Genomic DNA, 18,821 nt, shown 5'->3' on the forward strand with positions numbered 1-18,821 from the left:
AAGGCGAAAGCTTTACCACCGAAGTGCTTGGCCAGCACGTTGGTGATAGCTGCAGTCAGGGTGGTTTTACCGTGGTCAACGTGGCCGATGGTGCCGACGTTTACGTGCGGTTTATTACGCTCAAATTTTTCTTTAGACACGACGTAGTCCTTCTAGGTTAAACCCGCCTACCGTCGTAGGCGGGGAATCTTAAATTACTTGGATTTGCGCTCTTCGATCACGGCTTGTGCGACGTTGGTCGGTGCATCGTGATACTTGGCGAATTCCATGGCGTAGGAAGCACGACCTTGGGTAGCGGAACGCAGTGCAGTTGCATAACCGAACATTTCGGCCAGCGGCACCAGAGCACGTACGATCTTGCCGGACGGGCCATCTTCCATACCTTCGATCAGGCCACGACGACGGTTCAGGTCACCGATAACGTCGCCCATGTAATCTTCCGGAGTTTCAACTTCTACTTTCATGATCGGTTCGAGCAGAACCGGGTTGGCTTTCATGAAGCCAGCCTTAAAGGCCATGGAAGCAGCGATTTTGAACGCCAGTTCGGAAGAGTCGACATCGTGGTAGGAACCGAAGTGCAGACGCACACCCAGATCCATAACCGGGTAACCAGCCAGCGGACCAGATTTGAGCTGCTCGCGGATACCTTTATCAACACCCGGGATGAATTCACCAGGAATGACACCACCTTTGATGTCGTTGACGAATTCGTAGGCTTTGCCTTCTTCCAGCGGGTACATGTCGATCACAACGTGACCGTACTGACCACGACCACCAGACTGCTTGGCGTGCTTACCTTCGACATCCTTAACGGTGTTGCGAATGGTTTCACGGTAGGCAACCTGCGGCTTACCTACGTTCGCTTCTACCTTGAACTCGCGACGCATACGGTCAACGATGATGTCCAGGTGCAGCTCACCCATACCGGCGATGATGGTTTGACCTGACTCTTCGTCAGTCCATACGCGGAAGGACGGATCTTCCTGAGCCAGACGGCCCAGAGCCAGACCCATCTTCTCTTGGTCAGCCTTGGTTTTCGGCTCAACCGCGATAGAAATTACCGGCTCCGGGAACTCCATACGCTCGAGGATGATCGGTGCGTTCGGGTCACACAGGGTGTCACCAGTGGTCACGTCTTTCAGACCGATAGCAGCAGCGATGTCACCAGCGCGTACTTCTTTGATCTCTTCACGCTTGTTGGCATGCATCTGAACGATACGGCCGAAACGCTCGCGCTTGTCCTTGACGGAGTTCAGCACGGTGTCACCGGAGTTGATCACGCCAGAGTAGACACGGAAGAAGGTCAGGTTACCAACGAACGGGTCGGTAGCGATCTTGAACGCCAGAGCAGAGAACGGCTCGTCATCGGAAGCGTGACGCTCGTCTTTGGTCTCGCCGTCCATTTTCAGGCCGTCGATAGCAGCAACGTCAGTCGGAGCCGGCAGATACTCGATCACGGCATCCAGCATTGCCTGTACACCCTTGTTCTTGAATGCGGAGCCACAGGTTACCAGGATGATCTCGTTGTTCAGCACACGCTGACGCAGAGCACCTTTGATTTCTTCCTCGGTCAGCTCTTCGCCGCCCAGGTATTTTTCCATCAGGTCTTCAGACGCTTCAGCAGCGGCTTCAACCAGATTCATGCGCATTTCTTGCGCCTGTTCCAGCAGCTCGGCCGGGACGTCTTCGTAATCGAAGGATACGCCCTGATCAGCTTCATTCCAGTTGATGGCCTTCATCTTGACCAGGTCAACAACGCCCTTGAAGTTCTCTTCAGAGCCGATGTTCAGCTGAAGGGGAACCGGAACGCCTTTCAGACGGGTCTTGATGTGCTCAACGCAGCGCAGGAAGTTGGCACCGGTACGGTCCATCTTGTTGACGAACGCGATACGGGGAACCTTGTACTTGTTAGCCTGACGCCATACGGTTTCAGACTGTGGCTGTACGCCACCTACGGCACAGTACACCATCACGGCACCGTCCAGAACACGCATTGAACGCTCTACTTCGATAGTAAAGTCAACGTGGCCGGGGGTATCGATGATGTTGATACGGTGCGGTTGGAACTGTTTACCCATACCGGACCAGAAAGCGGTGGTCGCGGCGGAGGTGATGGTGATACCACGCTCTTGTTCCTGTTCCATCCAGTCCATGGTGGCAGCGCCATCGTGAACTTCACCGATCTTGTGACTTACACCGGTGTAAAACAGTACACGCTCGGTAGTAGTAGTCTTACCGGCGTCAATGTGAGCGGAGATACCGATGTTACGATAACGCTCAATGGGGGTTGTACGAGCCATTGTCATCCTCTTACTAAGGCGCTTGTCCCTAGATAATTAAAGGTGCGCAGAGCCAAAAGACCCTGCGCAAGCGGATTACCAGCGGAAGTGAGCGAAGGCTTTGTTCGCTTCAGCCATACGGTGAACGTCTTCACGTTTCTTGACAGACGAACCCTTATTGTCAGCGGCATCCAGCAGCTCGCCAGCCAGACGCTGAGCCATTGATTTTTCACCACGTTTACGAGCGGCATCAACCAACCAGCGCATTGCCAGAGCATTGCGACGTACCGGACGAACTTCTACCGGCACCTGATAGGTTGCACCACCGACGCGACGAGATTTAACCTCGACCGCCGGACGAATGTTATCCAGAGCTTCTTCGAATACGGCCAGGTGCTCTTTGCCAGATTTGGTGGCAATGATGTCCAGGGCGCCATAAACAATGGCTTCTGCAACAGATTTCTTACCGTCAACCATCACTACGTTGACAAATTTAGCCAGCAGCTCTGATCCGAACTTGGGATCTGGCAGGATTTTACGCTGACCAACAACACGACGTCTTGGCATTTCAAATTCTCCGTAACTTCAGGGATTACCCAAAACTAGAAAGCTATCTAACTAGAAACGAATTAACGTTTGGCCTTACTTAACGGAGAACCATTAAGCTTTAGGACGCTTCACGCCATACTTGGAGCGAGCCTGCTTACGGTCTTTAACACCGGCACAGTCCAACGCACCACGAACGGTGTGATAACGAACACCTGGCAAGTCTTTTACACGACCGCCACGGATCAGAACAACAGAGTGCTCTTGCAGGTTGTGACCTTCACCACCGATGTAGGAGGTGACTTCGAAGCCGTTGGTCAGACGTACACGGCACACTTTACGCAGTGCAGAGTTAGGCTTCTTCGGGGTGGTGGTATATACACGAGTGCATACGCCACGCTTCTGAGGGCACGCTTCCAGCGCCGGCACGTTGCTTTTCACAACGAGCTTGATGCGTGGCTTGCGAACCAACTGGTTAATAGTTGCCATCAAAAGGCTCCTGATAATGACTTCATAAACGTGTGGAAAATCCTCCCCGCATATACGGGGACGCGAAATTTTATGCCCTGTTGTCTGGGGAGTCAAGATTTATACAGTTTGTGGCATGGAAGGGCAAATCGGATCCGCATGGATTTTCCATAATTCGTTGAATTAACGTGAAAATATGGAAATCAGCCAGCCCAGGTTCTGGGGGATCCTTTTTGTGCAATCAGCTCGACCAGGCCCGCCATATCCAGCAAATCTCCCACTTGATGACGCAAACCACGCGCCTGCAGATCCTCGGTCATGACGTGCAGCGGGATCCCTGTCAGTTGCTCGCACCACTGCGGCGCACAGGCTGCGATGACGGCATCCTGCATCAGCACCAGCTCATCACCCGATTGCAGGTATGACAGTGCCTGAGTCAGCGCCTGGCTCTGGAAAGGGGAATTCAAGATCAGATGCAACATAGGAACCTCAGAAGCTGATGTGCGTCGCGCATTGTGACCACTGGCTGGCCATCTCGGCCCGCGGCAGGCTTTCGACCGGGATCAGCAGATCCTCGATCGTCACGCCGCGCTCGGCCAGCGAGTCGGCGCAGACGTAAACCTCCTCAATGTCATAGAGCTCGAGCATCTTGAAGGTAGGCGCATAGTGGCGCTGCAAGATGCTTTGCGGCTGCTGTTCTTTAAGCAGTTGCAGCACACCGTCACCAATCAGGAAGAGTGCCAGCTCATCGGTCATGGCCGAGGTGGCCAGCAGGGCATCCAACCCCTCCCGGCCGGCAGCATGGCCATGGGGGCCACGACTGCAGATAAATGCGATTTTCTTGCTCATGGTCACTCCCTAGAACTGAACCAGCCGATCGGCGGTCAGGGCCGCTTCCGCCAGCTGGCCAAGCCCGCTCAGGCAAAACGGCGCTTGCAGATTGAAATGGACCTGCCCTGCCCCCTTGGCCTCCTGCTCATCGAGCACACCACGCCGCATAGCGGCAGCGACACAGACATCGATACGGATCCCCTGCTCCTCTGCCAGCTCTCGCCACAGGCGCACCAGGTCGGTTTCATCGGAGGCGGGAAGATGCAGGTTGTTGGCGTTGCAGACCCCCTCCTGATAGAAAAAGAGATGAGAGAGGCTATGACCCTGAGCCAACAGGCTGCAGGCAAAGCGGTAGGCGGTGCTGGCGGACTGGGTGCCATAGGCAGGCCCGGTCACCAGCAGGGCAAAACTCAGACTCATAACAAGGCTCCTGTGCTGATGCCTGTCCATTTTACGCCAAAAACAAAAAAGCCCCTGCCATGAGGGGCTTTTTTGCTGTTGGCGATCAGAGGTGGGCGATGGCCTCAACCTCGACCAGCACATCTTTCGGCAAACGGGCCACTTCCACGCAGGAGCGGGCCGGTGCGGCATCACCAAAGTAACGGGCATAGACCTGATTGAAGGCTACGAAGTCGTTCATGTCGCTCAGGAAGCAGGTGGTTTTCACTACCTTGCCAGCATCGGCACCGGCAGCCTGCAATACGGCGATCAGGTTCTTCATTACCTGCTCGGCCTGAGCTTCGATGCCACCGGCAACGATCTCCATGGTGGCAGGATCAAGCGGGATCTGCCCGGAGGTGAAGATCATCTCGCCTACCTTGGTCGCCTGAACATAAGGACCAATGGCGGCAGGCGCCTTGTCGGTTGCAATCACTTCTTTAGCCATTCATCTATCCCCTTATGGAATTGAGTTACTCGTTTTCGTCTTCACCCTGCTTGCGCTGTCGGATGTAGAGATAAACGGTATGTTTCGAAATATTGAGTTTGTCCGCCACCATGTTGATGGAGTCCTTGATGTCAAAAATGCCCTTCTCGAACAATTGAGTAACGATGAAGCGGTTTTTGGCATTGTTGGCCACAGTGGGATCGCGGTTGATCTCGTCGATGGTATTGTCCACGGTCTGGGCAACAAGCTCTTCGACACTGTTGGCAAAGGTCTCTGGTGACTGGCGCGCCGCCTGCTGGGGCGTCGGGAAAAATTCGGCCACGAATTCGTGGAAAGGTGCATTGATATGCAGGTTGATGCAGATAAGACCGATCACCTGGCGTTCACTGTTCCTGATGGCGATGGTGCTCGACTTCATCAGGGCGCCGGTGCGGCTGCGAGCAAAATAGCTCTGGGTATAATCCTGGCCGGTGCTCTCGATATCCTTGAGCATCCGCAGTGCCAGATCGGTGATGGGTGCCCCGAGGGTGCGTCCGGTGTTAAAGCCGTTGGCGATCTTGATCACCGACTCATGCAGATTTTCCAGGGAGTGGAGCACCACTTCACAATGCTTGCCGAACAGCTCGGCCAAGCCGTCGATGAGCCCATCGTATGAGCGCAACAATTCCCTGTCTTCATCTGTAAAAGTGCGGCTGATCAGCTGTTCTTCGGGAAGCATGGCTTCCTCGATACCGACAGTCATGTTCTACCCCTGTAATAACCATTCAACTTTGCCGAGTGTCAAATCGCAGGAGAGCAAAGTCAACTTTTTTTGATTTTTTACTCTACAACTTTGCTCTGGATCATCCTGAAACCCGCGTGGCGTCAGCCTTTGCCGATCAAATGGCCAACAAAAAGGGCTCCTTGAAGGAGCCCTTTTTAATCACGGTTGACGAGTTACTCTTCGTCGAAGCTACCGGCAGCGTTCAGCAGATCCGCCAGGTTCTGCTCAGCTTCATCTGCGGTCACCTGCGGGGTGCCAACAGCACGAGCTGCAGCAGCGCGCTGGTTGATCCGGCTGTGGTGGTAGGCAAAGCCGGTACCAGCCGGGATCAGACGACCCACGATGACGTTCTCTTTCAGGCCACGCAGTTCGTCACGCTTGCCACCAACGGCGGCTTCGGTCAGAACGCGAGTGGTTTCCTGGAAGGAAGCCGCAGAGATGAAGGACTCGGTGCTCAGAGATGCCTTGGTAATACCCATCAGAACATGACGGTAGGTCGCAGGGGTCTTGCCCTCGGCAACCAGCTTACGGTTGGCAATCTTCACGCGAGCCACTTCAACCTGTTCGCCTTCGATCAGATCGGTGTCGCCAGCAGTCAGGATCTCGCACTTGCGCAGCATCTGACGAACGATGACTTCGATGTGCTTGTCGTTGATCTTAACGCCTTGCAGACGGTAAACGTCCTGCACTTCGTTGGCGATATAGTTGGCGACCGGGCTGATACCGCGCAGACGCAGGATGTCGTGAGCAGACTCAGGACCGTCCGCCAGCACTTCACCCTTCTCAACTTTTTCACCTTCGAACACGTTCAGGTTACGCCACTTCGGAATCATCTCCTCGTAGACGTTGCCACCATCAGTCGGGGTGATGACCAGACGGCGCTTGCCTTTGGTCTCTTTCCCGAAGGAGATGGTACCGGAGATCTCGGCCAGAATAGCCGGTTCTTTCGGTTGACGTGCTTCGAACAGATCCGCAACGCGCGGCAGACCACCGGTGATGTCCTTGGTACCGCCGGACTCTTGCGGGATACGCGCTACCGCGTCACCCACGCCCACGTTGGCACCATCTTCCAGGTTCACGATCGCCTTGCCCGGCAGGAAGTACTGGGCGGCTACATCGGTACCCGGGATCATCACGTCTTTGCCGTTCAGGTCGACCAGTTTAACGGTCGGACGCATCTCTTTACCGGCGCTCGGACGCTCGTTGACGTCCAGCACGACGATAGAGGAGAGACCGGTCAGCTCGTCGGTCTGACGAGTGATGGTCACGCCATCGATCATGTGTTCGAAGTGCAGACGACCTGCCACTTCGGTGATGATCGGGTGAGTGTGCGGATCCCAGTTAGCAACGGTTTCGCCAGCGTTCACTGCCTGGCCGTCCTTCACTTCCAGCACGGAACCGTAAGGCAGCTTGTGGCTTTCCTTGGTACGGCCCATGTCGTCCATGATGGTCAGTTCGGTAGAACGGGAGGTAATAACCAGTTTGTCATCGCTGTTGTGAACGAACTTGGCGTTCTGCAGCTTGATGCTACCGGTATTCTTCACCTGGATGCTGCTCTCGGCTGCGGCACGAGATGCGGCACCACCGATGTGGAACGTACGCATTGTCAGCTGGGTACCCGGTTCACCGATGGACTGGGCAGCGATAACACCGACAGCCTCACCCTTGTTAACCAGGTGACCACGGGCCAGATCACGGCCGTAGCAGTGAGCACAGTTACCGAAGTCAGTTTCACAGGTGATGGCAGAACGTACCTTCACACGGTCAACAGAGTTGCGCTCCAGCAGGTCACACAGCTGCTCGTCGAGCAGGGTGTTGCGAGCAACGAGGATCTCGTCCTCGGTACCCGGCTTGATGACATCTTCTGCCACCACACGACCCAGCACGCGCTCACGCAGCGGCTCGACCACGTCGCCACCCTCGATCAGCGGAGTCATCCACAGACCTTCGGTAGTGCCGCAATCGTCCTCGGTGATCACCATGTCCTGCGCCACGTCTACCAGACGACGAGTCAGGTAACCGGAGTTCGCAGTCTTCAGTGCGGTATCCGCCAGACCCTTACGAGCACCGTGGGTAGAGATAAAGTACTGCAGTACGTTCAGACCTTCGCGGAAGTTCGCGATGATCGGGGTCTCGATGATGGAGCCATCCGGCTTGGCCATCAGGCCACGCATACCGGCCAGCTGACGGATCTGGGCTGCGGAACCCCGCGCACCAGAGTCGGCCATCATAAAGATGCTGTTGAACGATGCCTGCTCTTCTTCATCACCCAGCGAGTTGACGTTACGCTCTTTGGACAAGTTCTCCATCATGGCCTTGGAGACGCGCTCGTTGGCGCTGGCCCAGATATCGATAACCTTGTTGTAACGTTCGCCCGCAGTTACCAGACCGGACAGGAACTGGTCCTGGATCTCGGCAACTTCGGCTTCGGCAGAAGCAATGATCTCTTTCTTGGCATCTGGGATGACCATGTCATCGATACCAACGGAAGCACCGGACAGCGCCGCGTAGTGGAAACCGGTATACATCAGCTGGTCAGCGAAGATAACGGTGTCCTTCAGCCCCTGCTTGCGATAGCAGGTGTTCAGCAGACGGGAGATGAGCTTTTTGCCCAGCGCCTTGTTGGATACGGACTTGATCCAGTTCTGCGGATTGGCGTCCAGATCGGCCTGCTCGGCAGCAGTCAGCACCTTCGGCTCGTCGATCAGGGCGTATTCCATGCCTTTCGGCAGGATCAGGCTCAGGATCGCACGACCAACAGTGGTGTTCTTCATCTCGGTCTTGGCAACCAGTTCACCGGCTTCGTTCTTCACGTACTCGGTGATGCGGCACTTGACGCGAGCATGCAGGTCGGCCAGACCGGCACGGTATACTTTCTCGGCCTCTTTCGGGCCGGACAGCACCATACCTTCACCCTTCGCATTGATGCGGGCGCGGGTCATGTAGTACAGACCCAAGACCACGTCCTGAGAAGGAACGATGATCGGCTCACCGGATGCAGGCGACAGGATGTTGTTGGTAGACATCATCAACGCACGCGCTTCCAACTGGGCTTCCAGGGTCAGCGGTACGTGAACAGCCATCTGGTCACCGTCGAAGTCCGCGTTATACGCAGCACAAACGAGCGGGTGCAGCTGGATTGCCTTGCCTTCGACCAGAGTCGGTTCGAATGCCTGGATACCCAGACGGTGCAGAGTCGGTGCACGGTTCAGCAGAACCGGGTGTTCGCGGATAACTTCGTCCAGGATATCCCAAACGACAGCTTCTTCGCGCTCCACCATCTTCTTGGCGGCCTTGATAGTGGTCGCCAGACCGCGGGTTTCCAGCTTGCCATAGATGAACGGCTTGAACAGTTCCAGAGCCATCTTCTTCGGCAGACCGCACTGATGCAGACGCAGAGTCGGGCCTACGGTGATAACGGAACGACCGGAGTAGTCGACACGCTTACCGAGCAGGTTCTGACGGAAACGACCCTGCTTACCCTTGATCATGTCGGCCAGGGATTTCAGCGGGCGCTTGTTGGAACCGGTGATGGCACGACCGCGACGGCCGTTATCCAGCAGCGCATCGACGGACTCTTGCAGCATGCGCTTTTCGTTGCGCACGATGATGTCCGGAGCAGCCAGATCCAGCAGACGCTTCAAGCGGTTGTTACGGTTGATCACGCGACGGTACAGATCGTTCAGATCGGAAGTCGCGAAACGACCGCCGTCCAGCGGTACCAGCGGACGCAGGTCCGGCGGCAGCACAGGCAGCACTGTCATGATCATCCACTCCGGCTTGTTGCCGGACTGCAGGAAAGCTTCCATCAGCTTCAGACGCTTGGTGGTCTTCTTGCGCTTGGTCTCGGAGTTGGTCTGATCCAGCTCCTCACGCATCGCTTTGACTTCACCTTCCAGATCGATCGCGCGCAGCAATGCCAAGATTGCTTCGGCACCCATCTTGGCGTCAAATTCGTCGCCCCACTCTTCCAGCGCATCCAGGTACTGCTCTTCAGAGAGCATCTGGCTGCGTTCGAGGTTGGTCATGCCCGGCTCGATAACTACGAAAGATTCGAAGTAGAGCACGCGCTCGATGTCGCGCAGGGTCATGTCCAGCAGCAGACCGATACGGGACGGCAGGGACTTCAGGAACCAGATGTGGGCAGTCGGGCTGGCCAGCTCGATGTGGCCCATACGCTCACGACGGACCTTGGTCTGGGTCACTTCAACGCCGCACTTCTCACAGATCACACCACGGTGTTTCAGGCGCTTGTACTTGCCGCACAGACACTCGTAGTCCTTCACCGGTCCGAAGATACGGGCGCAGAACAGACCATCACGCTCCGGCTTGAAAGTCCGGTAGTTGATGGTCTCAGGCTTTTTGACCTCACCGAATGACCAGGAGCGGATCATGTCAGGAGAGGCCAGACCGATCTTGATACTGTCAAACTCTTCGGTCTTGGTCTGAGCCTTCAAAAACTTGAGTAAGTCTTTCACGTGTTTCCCCTGTCAGGAGTCTAACCTCGGCGCCCCGGCTGCCAAAACAGCGGGGCGCCCACGTCAATTCTCGAACAATAAGAGCGAGCTCTTACTCTTCGTCCAGCTCGATGTTGATACCCAGAGAGCGGATTTCCTTCAGCAATACGTTGAAGGATTCGGGCATGCCCGGCTCCATACGGTGGTCGCCATCCACGATGTTCTTGTACATCTTGGTACGGCCATTCACATCGTCAGACTTGACGGTCAGCATCTCCTGCAGGGTATATGCCGCACCGTAAGCCTCCAGGGCCCACACTTCCATCTCACCGAAACGCTGACCACCGAACTGAGCCTTACCACCCAGCGGCTGCTGGGTAACCAGGCTGTAAGAACCGGTAGAACGCGCGTGCATCTTGTCGTCGACCAAGTGGTTCAGCTTGAGCATGTACATGTAACCAACGGTTACTTTACGCTCGAAGCGGTTACCGGTACGGCCATCGAACAGATCAATCTGACCGGATTCCGGCAGATCGGCCAGCTTCAGCAGGGCTTTGATTTCGCGCTCTTTGGCACCATCAAAGACCGGTGTAGCAACTGGCAGACCCTTACGCAGGTTACCCACCAGGGTACGTACGTCGTCGTCAGACAGTTCGGCGATGTTCACTTGCTGGGTGTCCTTCTCGCCCAGGTCATAGACCTGTTGCAGGAAGTTGCGCATCTCGTGCAGCTCGCGCTGCTCTTTGACCATGCGATCGATCTTCTCGCCGATACCCTTGGCCGCAAGGCCCAGGTGCACTTCGAGGATCTGACCGATGTTCATACGAGACGGTACGCCCAACGGGTTCAGTACGATGTCGACCGGACGGCCGAACTCGTCATGAGGCATATCCTCGACCGGACAGATCTTGGAGATAACACCCTTGTTACCGTGACGGCCCGCCATCTTGTCACCCGGCTGGATGCGACGCTTGACTGCCAGATAAACCTTGACGATTTTCAGTACGCCCGGCGCCAGATCATCACCCTGGATAATCTTGCGACGCTTGTTCTCGAACTTCTTGTCGAACTCGGCTTTCAGCTCAACGTGCTGTTCAGCGATCTGCTCCAGTTCGGTCTGCTTGGCTTCATCTTCGATGGCCAGTTCAAACCACTTGGAACGCTCCAGCTTGTTCAGACGATCTTCGCTGTAACCGGCAGCCAGCAGCAGGTTGCGGGAGCGGCCGAAAATGCCGTCTTCCAGGATCTTGAACTCTTCGGTCAAGTCCTTCTTCGCTTCCTTCAGCTGCATCTCTTCGATTTCTTTGGCGCGCTTGTCTTTTTCCACGCCATCGCGGGTAAAGACTTGCACGTCAACTACGGTACCGTACACACCGTTCGGTACACGCAGGGAAGAGTCCTTCACGTCGGACGCCTTCTCACCGAAGATGGCGCGCAGCAGCTTCTCTTCCGGCGTCAGCTGGGTTTCACCTTTCGGCGTTACCTTACCAACCAGAATGTCGCCGCCCTTCACTTCGGCACCCACGTAGACGATACCGGACTCGTCCAGCTTGGACAGAGCGGCTTCACCCACGTTCGGGATGTCAGCAGTGATCTCTTCCGGACCCAGCTTGGTGTCACGGGAGATACAGGCCAGTTCCTGGATATGGATGGTGGTCAGGCGATCTTCCTGAACAACACGCTCGTTCACCAGGATCGAGTCTTCGAAGTTGTAACCGTTCCACGGCATGAACGCGACGCGCATGTTCTGACCCAGAGCCAGTTCACCCAGATCGGTGGACGGGCCGTCAGCCAGTACGTCGCCAGCCATGACCGGCTCACCCAACATCACGCAAGGACGCTGGTTGATACAGGTGTTCTGGTTGGAACGGGTGTATTTGGTCAGGTTGTAGATGTCGATACCGGCTTCGCCTGGCATCAGCTCATCTTCATTTACCTTGATAACGATACGGGAGGCATCGACGTAGTCGATCATGCCGCCACGCTTGGCAACTACGGTTACACCGGAGTCAACGGCCACAGCGCGTTCCATACCGGTACCTACCAGCGGCTTGTCAGCACGCAGGGTCGGTACAGCCTGACGTTGCATGTTTGAACCCATCAATGCGCGGTTCGCGTCATCGTGTTCCAGGAACGGGATCAGGGCCGCTGCCACAGATACGATCTGCTGCGGGCTCACGTCCATATACTGGATCTGGTCGGCGTTCATAAAGGTGGATTCACCTTTGTGACGGCACGGGATCAATTCATCTTTCAGACGGCCATCTTCGGTGGTCGCGGCATTAGCCTGCGCGATCACGTACTTGCCTTCTTCAATAGCAGACAGGTAGTCCACTTCGTCGGTGATCACACCGTCAATGACCTTGCGGTACGGAGTCTCGAGGAAACCGTACTCGTTGGTACGAGAGTACACGGACAGGGAGTTGATCAGACCGATGTTCGGACCTTCAGGAGTCTCGATCGGGCACAGACGACCGTAGTGAGTCGGGTGTACGTCTCGGACTTCAAAGCCGGCACGCTCACGAGTCAAACCGCCCGGGCCCAGCGCAGAAATACGGCGCTTATGGGTTACTTCGGACAGCGGGTTGTTCTGGTCCATAAACTGGGACAGCTGGCTGGAACCAAAGAACTCTTTGACTGCGGCGGAGATCGGCTTGGCGTTGATCAGATCCTGCGGCATCAGGGTGTCCAAGTCGCCCAAGGAGAGACGCTCCTTGACCGCACGCTCGACACGCACCAGACCGACGCGGAACTGGTTTTCAGCCATTTCACCGACAGAACGGATACGACGGTTACCCAGGTGGTCGATATCGTCCACTTCGTCGTTACCGTTACGAATGTCGATCAGGCGCTTCATCACATCGACGATGTCGTCTTTGGTCAGTACGCCAGCGCCAGTCTCGTCTTCACGACCCAGACGGCGGTTGAACTTCATCCGACCTACGGTAGACAGGTCGTAACGCTCGGCAGAGAAGAACAGGTTTTCGAACAGCTGCTCTGCTGCTTCACGTGTCGGCGGCTCGCCCGGACGCATCATGCGGTAGATTTCTACCAGCGCTTCCAGACGGTTGGTGCTGGAATCGACGCGCAGGGTCTCGGACATGTAGGCACCGTGGTCCAGTTCGTTGGTGAACAGAACCTCGAAATGCTTGAAGCCGGCCTGGGACAGGTTGGCAATCGCTTCCAGACTCAAAGCCTGGTTGGCTGCCACTACCAGTTCGCCAGTTTGCGGATGTGCGTAGTCCTTGGCAGCAACTTTGCCAACAACGTACTCAACCGGAACCTCAATCTGGGTAACGGCATCTTTTTCCAGCTGACGGATGTGACGGGCAGTCACACGACGACCGGTTTCAACAACCACGGCACCATTGGCCACGATGTCGAAGGTCGCAGTTTCGCCACGCAGGCGCTCCGGCACCAGATCCATCATCAACTTGCCATCTTTGACCTCGAAACCGATGGTTTCGAAGAAGGTGGCCAGGATCTCTTCGGAAGTGAAGTCCAGGGCGCGCAGAATGATGGATGCCGGCAGTTTGCGACGACGGTCGATACGGACAAACAGGTTGTCTTTCGCATCGAACTCGAAGTCCAGCCAGGAGCCACGGTAGGGGATAACGCGAGCGTTATACAGCACCTTACCGGATGAATGTGTTTTGCCTTTATCGTGGTCGAAGAAGACGCCCGGGCTGCGGTGCAGCTGGGAGACGATAACCCGCTCGGTACCATTGATAACAAAGGTGCCGTTCTCGGTCATGAGCGGAATTTCGCCCATGTATACTTCTTGTTCCTTGATGTCTTTGACGGTGCCGGCAGCTGCTTCACGGTCGTACAGAACCATACGAAGCTTGACACGCAGCGGCGCGGAGTAGGTCACTCCACGGATCTGGCATTCTTTTACGTCAAATACCGGCTCACCCAGGCGATAGCTGACATACTGAAGCTCAGCACTACCGGAGTAACTGGTGATCGGGAAAACGCTACGGAAAGCGGCCTCTAGGCCATATTCACCTTCCGGGTCAGCCTCGATGAACTGCTTGAAGGAGTCCAGCTGAATGGACAACAGATAAGGCGTGTCCAGTACCTGGTCTCGCTTACCGAAGTCCTTACGAATGCGTTTTTTTTCGGTATAAGAGTAAACCATAGGGTTCCTCAGCTCGCTGATAAGTGACCCACTCTGTCCCGCGGGACAGCTCTGTCTCAACACCGTTTTGTGTTGGCCCGGACGAAAGAAGACAGTCCGGATTGCTGGTGCACCGAGAGTCGTAAACGGTGTGAAATGCTCTCAGTCTACAGCGCAAAAAGGCTGGTGAACAAAAATTCACCAGCCCTAGCCTGTTTTATCAGGCTAATCTACATAAATGCAGATTATTTGATCTCAACAGAAGCACCGGCAGCTTCCAGCTCTTTCTTCAGAGCTTCAGCTTCGTCTTTGGAGACGGCTTCTTTCAGGTTAGCCGGAGCAGCTTCTACCAGATCTTTGGCTTCTTTCAGGCCCAGACCGGTAGCGCCACGAACGGCTTTGATAACGGCAACTTTGTTAGCACCGGCAGCAGTCAGAACTACGTCGAACTCGGTCTTCTCTTCTACTGCTTCAGCAGCAGCCGGGCCAGCCATTACGGCAGCAGCGGCAGAAACACCGAACTTCTCTTCCATAGCTTCGATCAGCTCAACAACTTCCATTACGGACATGGAAGCAACGGCTTCGATGATTTGGTCTTTAGTGATAGACATGACAAAAATTCCTGATGTTGAATAAACTCAAACAGCCTAGATAGGCGAGAATCAAGCAGCAGCTTGTTTCTGGTCGCGAACAGCAGCGATAGTACGAACCAGCTTGCCAGCAGAGGCTTCCTTCATGGTAGCCATCAACTTCGCAATTGCTTCTTCGTAAGTCGGCAGCGTGGCCAGACGATCAATTTGTGCTGCGGCGATAAACTCACCGTTAAAAGCGCCAGCCTTGATTTCGAACTTTTGGTTCGCTTTGGCAAACTCTTTGAACAGACGAGCAGCAGCGCCCGGGTGTTCGTTAGAGAAAGCAATCAAGGTAGGACCGGTAAATGCGTCGTTCAGGCACTCGTATTCGGTACCTTCTACCGCGCGACGCAGCAGGGTGTTACGCACAACGCGCATGTACACACCGGCTTCACGAGCGGTTTTACGCAGGACGGTCATCTTGTCTACAGTTACACCGCGAGAATCGGCAACAACTGCAGAAAGAGCGCCTTTGGCAGCTTCGTTGACTTCAGCAACAATTGCCTTTTTGTCTTCGAGTCCCAATGCCATTGGCTTAACTCCTGGATTGAATCCGGGTCAAATGACCCAGTACTGACACATCCCCCCTACCTTTACAACAGAGGGGAACGATGCGGTAGCAGGATTCCAGAAGAGAAAGAATCTTTCTCGCTGGGTTTCCGGCACCGTCTACGCAGGAAACATTAAGGCTTTGCAGCCTCCTGCGGTCTTGGACGGAGGTCGAAACCCCCAACCAATCAAGGCGCAAAATTATAGATTAAATTTTGCGCCTTGTAAAACCCATCAATTAGGCCTGAGCTTCCAGAGAAGCTTGGTCTACGGCAACACCGGCACCCATGGTGGTGGAGATGCTGACTTTCTTGATGAATTGACCTTTGGCGGAAGAGGGCTTGCCTTTTTTCAGGGCAACCAGCAGAGCTTCCAAGTTTTCTTTCAGCTGAACTTCGTTGAAAGAAACCTTACCCAGAGTGGTATGGATGATACCATTCTTGTCGTTACGGTAACGAACCTGACCAGCCTTGGCGTTCTTGACGGCTTCGGCAACGTTCGGGGTTACAGTACCAACTTTCGGGTTCGGCATCAGGCCACGCGGGCCCAGGATTTGACCCAGTTGACCAACAACGCGCATGGCATCCGGGGATGCGATAACTACGTCGAAGTTCATCTCGCCTTTCTTAACCAGATCGGCCAGGTCATCCATACCTACCAGGTCAGCACCGGCAGCTTTAGCAGCTTCGGCGTTGGCACCTTGGGTAAATACGGCAACGCGAACGTCACGACCGGTACCGTGCGGCAGTACAGTTGCACCACGTACGTTCTGGTCAGATTTACGAGCGTCGATACCCAGGTTGACAGCAACGTCAACGCTTTCAACGAACTTGGCGGTAGCCAGTTCTTTCAGCAGGGCAATGGCTTCGTTGATGGAGTACTCTTTGGTACCGTCAACTTTTTCGCGAATAACGCGCATACGCTTGGACAGTTTAGCCATTGTCTTACTCCTCCACTACCAGACCCATGGAACGAGCGGAGCCGGCGATGCAACGTACTTTTGCATCCAGATCGGCACCGGTCATATCCGGCTCTTTGGTCTTGGCGATTTCTTGCAGCTGGGCAACGGTCACCTTACCAACCTTGTCTTTGTTCGGCTTGGAAGAACCAGACTTGATGCCAGCAGCTTTCTTCAGCAGGAAGGAAGCAGGCGGAGTCTTGGTTTCGAAGGTGAAGGAACGGTCGCTGTAAACGGTGATCACGACCGGAGTCGGTGAACCCTTTTCCAGCTTCTCTGTACGAGCGTTGAACGCCTTACAGAATTCCATGATGTTCACACCGTGTTGACCCAGTGCAGGACCAACGGGAGGAGACGGGTTGGCTGCACCAGCAGCAACCTGCAGCTTGATATAAGCTGTGACTTTCTTAGCCATTAGGAAATTACCTCAAAAATGGGTTCTAGCGCCTCGGAGACATGCTCCTGCAAACGGCTCCCCAACTAATAAAGGGGCAGCGAATTATAGAGATATTCGCTGCCCCTGACAACTGTTGAGTGAACAGAAATCAATCAGCCCTTTTCGACCTGACCAAAATCCAACTCAACCGGAGTAGAACGACCGAAGATCAGTACAGAGACCTTCACGCGGCTCTTCTCGTAATCCACCTCTTCAACGGTACCGTTGAAGTCGGCAAACGGACCATCGGCAACCCGCACCATTTCACCCGGTTCAAACAGGGTTTTCGGACGCGGCTTGTCGTGGGCATCCTGCAGACGGTTCAGGATGGCATCGGCCTCTTTGTCGGAGATCGGTGCCGGGCGGTCAGAGGTACCGCCGATGAAGCCCATTACACGCGGTACGTTGCGTACCAGGTGCCATGTGGTTTCATCCATGATCATCTGGACCAGGACGTAGCCCGGGAAAAACTTGCGCTCACTCTTGCGCTTCTGGCCTGCACGCATCTCGACCACTTCTTCGGTCGGGACCAGTACTTCACCGAACATGTCTTCCATGCCATGCATCTTGATATGTTCACGCAGGGATTTGGCAACACGGCCTTCATAGCCGGAAAACGCCTGCACGACATACCATCTCATACGCTGTTCACGTTGTTCAGTCATGGCTTATCCTTACACACCGGTAATCAGGTTGACCAACCAGACCAAGGCGCCGTCCAGAACGAACAGCAGCAGCCCCATCACGGCGGTCACCGCCAGCACAATCAGGGTTGTCTGAATGGCTTCCTGACGGGTTGGCCATACGACCTTGCGGACTTCCAGGCGAGACTCACGGGCGAATGCCAGCGTAGCCTTTCCCTTGGTGGTTTGCAGGGCTACTGCACCAGCAGCAGCGACGACAACGACCACACCCAGGGCGCGGACGGCAGCGACAACATCGTTGAGCAGGTAATTACCCACTACAGCAGCCGCCAGGATAATGAAAACCAGGCCCCAAAGCAGGGTATCCTTGCTTCCGCCCTGGCTCTCAGAACTAACACTCATACAACCCACCTGTATCTGACGTAACCAAAGACACAAAAGCCCCGTACGAGACGAGGTATATGGCAGGGGCGGCAGGACTCGAACCCGCAACCATCGGTTTTGGAGACCGCTGTTCTACCAATTCGAACTACGCCCCTGCATAAGAAAGCCCCTATTATAGGGGCTTTGCTTTATTTATGTAAGCCAAAGATTAAGCGATAACTTTAGCTACAACACCAGCACCTACGGTACGGCCACCTTCACGGATAGCGAAACGCAGGCCGTCGTCCATCGCGATCGGTGCAATCAGGGTAACAACCATCTTGATGTTGTCGCCCGGCATTACCATCTCTACGCCTTCCGGCAGTTCGATGGTACCGGTCACGTCGGTAGTACGGAAGTAGAACTGCGGACGGTAGCCTTTGAAGAACGGGGTATGACGACCACCTTCTTCTTTGGACAGCACGTACACTTCAGATTCAAACTTGGTGTGCGGCTTGATGGTGCCCGGCTTGGCCAGTACCTGACCACGCTCTACGTCTTCACGCTTCACGCCACGCAGCAGTGCACCGATGTTCTCGCCTGCACGACCTTCGTCCAGCAGTTTGCGGAACATTTCAACGCCGGTACAGGTGGTCTTGGTGGTATCTTTGATACCCACGATTTCCACTTCTTCACCAACTTTAACGATACCGCGCTCTACACGACCGGTAACTACGGTACCACGGCCTGCGATAGAGAATACGTCTTCGATCGGCATCAGGAACGGCAGGTCGATTGCACGCTCCGGCTCCGGAATGTAGGTGTCCAGGTGGCCAGCCAGTTCCAGGATCTTCTCTTCCCACTGAGCTTCGCCTTCCAGCGCTTTCAG

General features: G+C 55.1%; 18 protein-coding genes and 1 tRNA gene. All 19 read right to left on the reverse strand.

Annotated features, from left to right (window positions below; all coding sequences use genetic code 11):
- Positions 1-140: GTP-binding protein (locus AACS24_RS06405; protein ID WP_256702863.1), on the reverse strand; the 140-nt coding region annotated here is incomplete at its 3' end.
- A 54-nt stretch (positions 141-194) separates the two neighbouring features.
- Positions 195-2,300 carry an elongation factor G gene (fusA, locus tag AACS24_RS06410; RefSeq protein WP_108572730.1) on the reverse strand — a complete coding sequence of 702 codons (2,106 nt, stop codon included), beginning with the start codon at positions 2,298-2,300 and terminating at the stop codon, positions 195-197.
- Positions 2,301-2,375: 75 nt separating this feature from the next.
- The gene (rpsG, locus tag AACS24_RS06415) at positions 2,376-2,846 is read right to left on the reverse strand and encodes a 30S ribosomal protein S7 (RefSeq protein ID WP_005339911.1); all 471 of its coding nucleotides are present in this window, start codon (positions 2,844-2,846) and stop codon (positions 2,376-2,378) included.
- Positions 2,847-2,939: 93 nt separating this feature from the next.
- On the reverse strand, positions 2,940-3,314 hold the full coding sequence (rpsL, locus tag AACS24_RS06420) for a 30S ribosomal protein S12 (protein ID WP_005306278.1): 375 nt from the start codon (positions 3,312-3,314) through the stop codon (positions 2,940-2,942).
- A gap of 182 nt (positions 3,315-3,496) precedes the next feature.
- On the reverse strand, positions 3,497-3,775 hold the full coding sequence (gene tusB, locus AACS24_RS06425) for a sulfurtransferase complex subunit TusB (protein WP_108572732.1): 279 nt from the start codon (positions 3,773-3,775) through the stop codon (positions 3,497-3,499).
- Between the two features lie 7 nt (positions 3,776-3,782).
- A complete protein-coding gene (gene tusC / locus AACS24_RS06430; protein WP_108572734.1) occupies positions 3,783-4,142 on the reverse strand; it encodes a sulfurtransferase complex subunit TusC in 360 nt (119 codons plus the stop codon).
- Positions 4,143-4,151: 9 nt separating this feature from the next.
- Positions 4,152-4,544 (reverse strand): sulfurtransferase complex subunit TusD, encoded by a 393-nt coding sequence (gene tusD / locus AACS24_RS06435; RefSeq protein WP_108572736.1) that lies wholly within the window; start codon positions 4,542-4,544, stop codon positions 4,152-4,154.
- Positions 4,545-4,629: 85 nt separating this feature from the next.
- A complete protein-coding gene (locus AACS24_RS06440; protein WP_033114966.1) occupies positions 4,630-5,010 on the reverse strand; it encodes a RidA family protein in 381 nt (126 codons plus the stop codon).
- A gap of 25 nt (positions 5,011-5,035) precedes the next feature.
- Positions 5,036-5,752, reverse strand: coding sequence for a helix-turn-helix transcriptional regulator (locus tag AACS24_RS06445; protein WP_033114965.1), 717 nt, complete (start codon positions 5,750-5,752; stop codon positions 5,036-5,038).
- A gap of 194 nt (positions 5,753-5,946) precedes the next feature.
- Positions 5,947-10,251, reverse strand: a complete 4,305-nt coding sequence (gene rpoC, locus AACS24_RS06450) for a DNA-directed RNA polymerase subunit beta' (protein WP_108572738.1) — start codon at positions 10,249-10,251, stop codon at positions 5,947-5,949.
- A gap of 91 nt (positions 10,252-10,342) precedes the next feature.
- Entirely contained in the window at positions 10,343-14,371 is a 4,029-nt protein-coding gene (rpoB, locus tag AACS24_RS06455) for a DNA-directed RNA polymerase subunit beta (RefSeq protein ID WP_005341838.1), read from the reverse strand.
- A 224-nt stretch (positions 14,372-14,595) separates the two neighbouring features.
- Positions 14,596-14,961 (reverse strand): 50S ribosomal protein L7/L12, encoded by a 366-nt coding sequence (gene rplL, locus AACS24_RS06460; protein ID WP_011707702.1) that lies wholly within the window; start codon positions 14,959-14,961, stop codon positions 14,596-14,598.
- Between the two features lie 51 nt (positions 14,962-15,012).
- The gene (rplJ, locus tag AACS24_RS06465; protein ID WP_005339895.1) at positions 15,013-15,513 is read right to left on the reverse strand and encodes a 50S ribosomal protein L10; all 501 of its coding nucleotides are present in this window, start codon (positions 15,511-15,513) and stop codon (positions 15,013-15,015) included.
- A gap of 256 nt (positions 15,514-15,769) precedes the next feature.
- Complete coding sequence (rplA, locus tag AACS24_RS06470; RefSeq protein WP_005339888.1) at positions 15,770-16,471, reverse strand: 50S ribosomal protein L1; 702 nt, start codon at positions 16,469-16,471, stop codon at positions 15,770-15,772.
- 4 nt (positions 16,472-16,475) lie between these two features.
- On the reverse strand, positions 16,476-16,904 hold the full coding sequence (rplK, locus tag AACS24_RS06475) for a 50S ribosomal protein L11 (RefSeq protein ID WP_033114963.1): 429 nt from the start codon (positions 16,902-16,904) through the stop codon (positions 16,476-16,478).
- A gap of 134 nt (positions 16,905-17,038) precedes the next feature.
- Complete coding sequence (nusG, locus tag AACS24_RS06480; protein WP_005306318.1) at positions 17,039-17,590, reverse strand: transcription termination/antitermination protein NusG; 552 nt, start codon at positions 17,588-17,590, stop codon at positions 17,039-17,041.
- Between the two features lie 9 nt (positions 17,591-17,599).
- A complete protein-coding gene (gene secE / locus AACS24_RS06485) occupies positions 17,600-17,971 on the reverse strand; it encodes a preprotein translocase subunit SecE (protein ID WP_033114962.1) in 372 nt (123 codons plus the stop codon).
- A 60-nt stretch (positions 17,972-18,031) separates the two neighbouring features.
- Positions 18,032-18,108 (reverse strand) — tRNA-Trp (locus AACS24_RS06490).
- 53 nt (positions 18,109-18,161) lie between these two features.
- Positions 18,162-18,821, reverse strand: a 660-nt coding sequence (locus AACS24_RS06495) for an EF-Tu C-terminal domain-related protein (protein WP_258223031.1), incomplete at its 5' end; no start/stop codon positions are given.

Source organism: Aeromonas sp. HMWF016 (assembly GCF_963878195.1).
Lineage (GTDB): Bacteria > Pseudomonadota > Gammaproteobacteria > Enterobacterales > Aeromonadaceae > Aeromonas > Aeromonas lacus.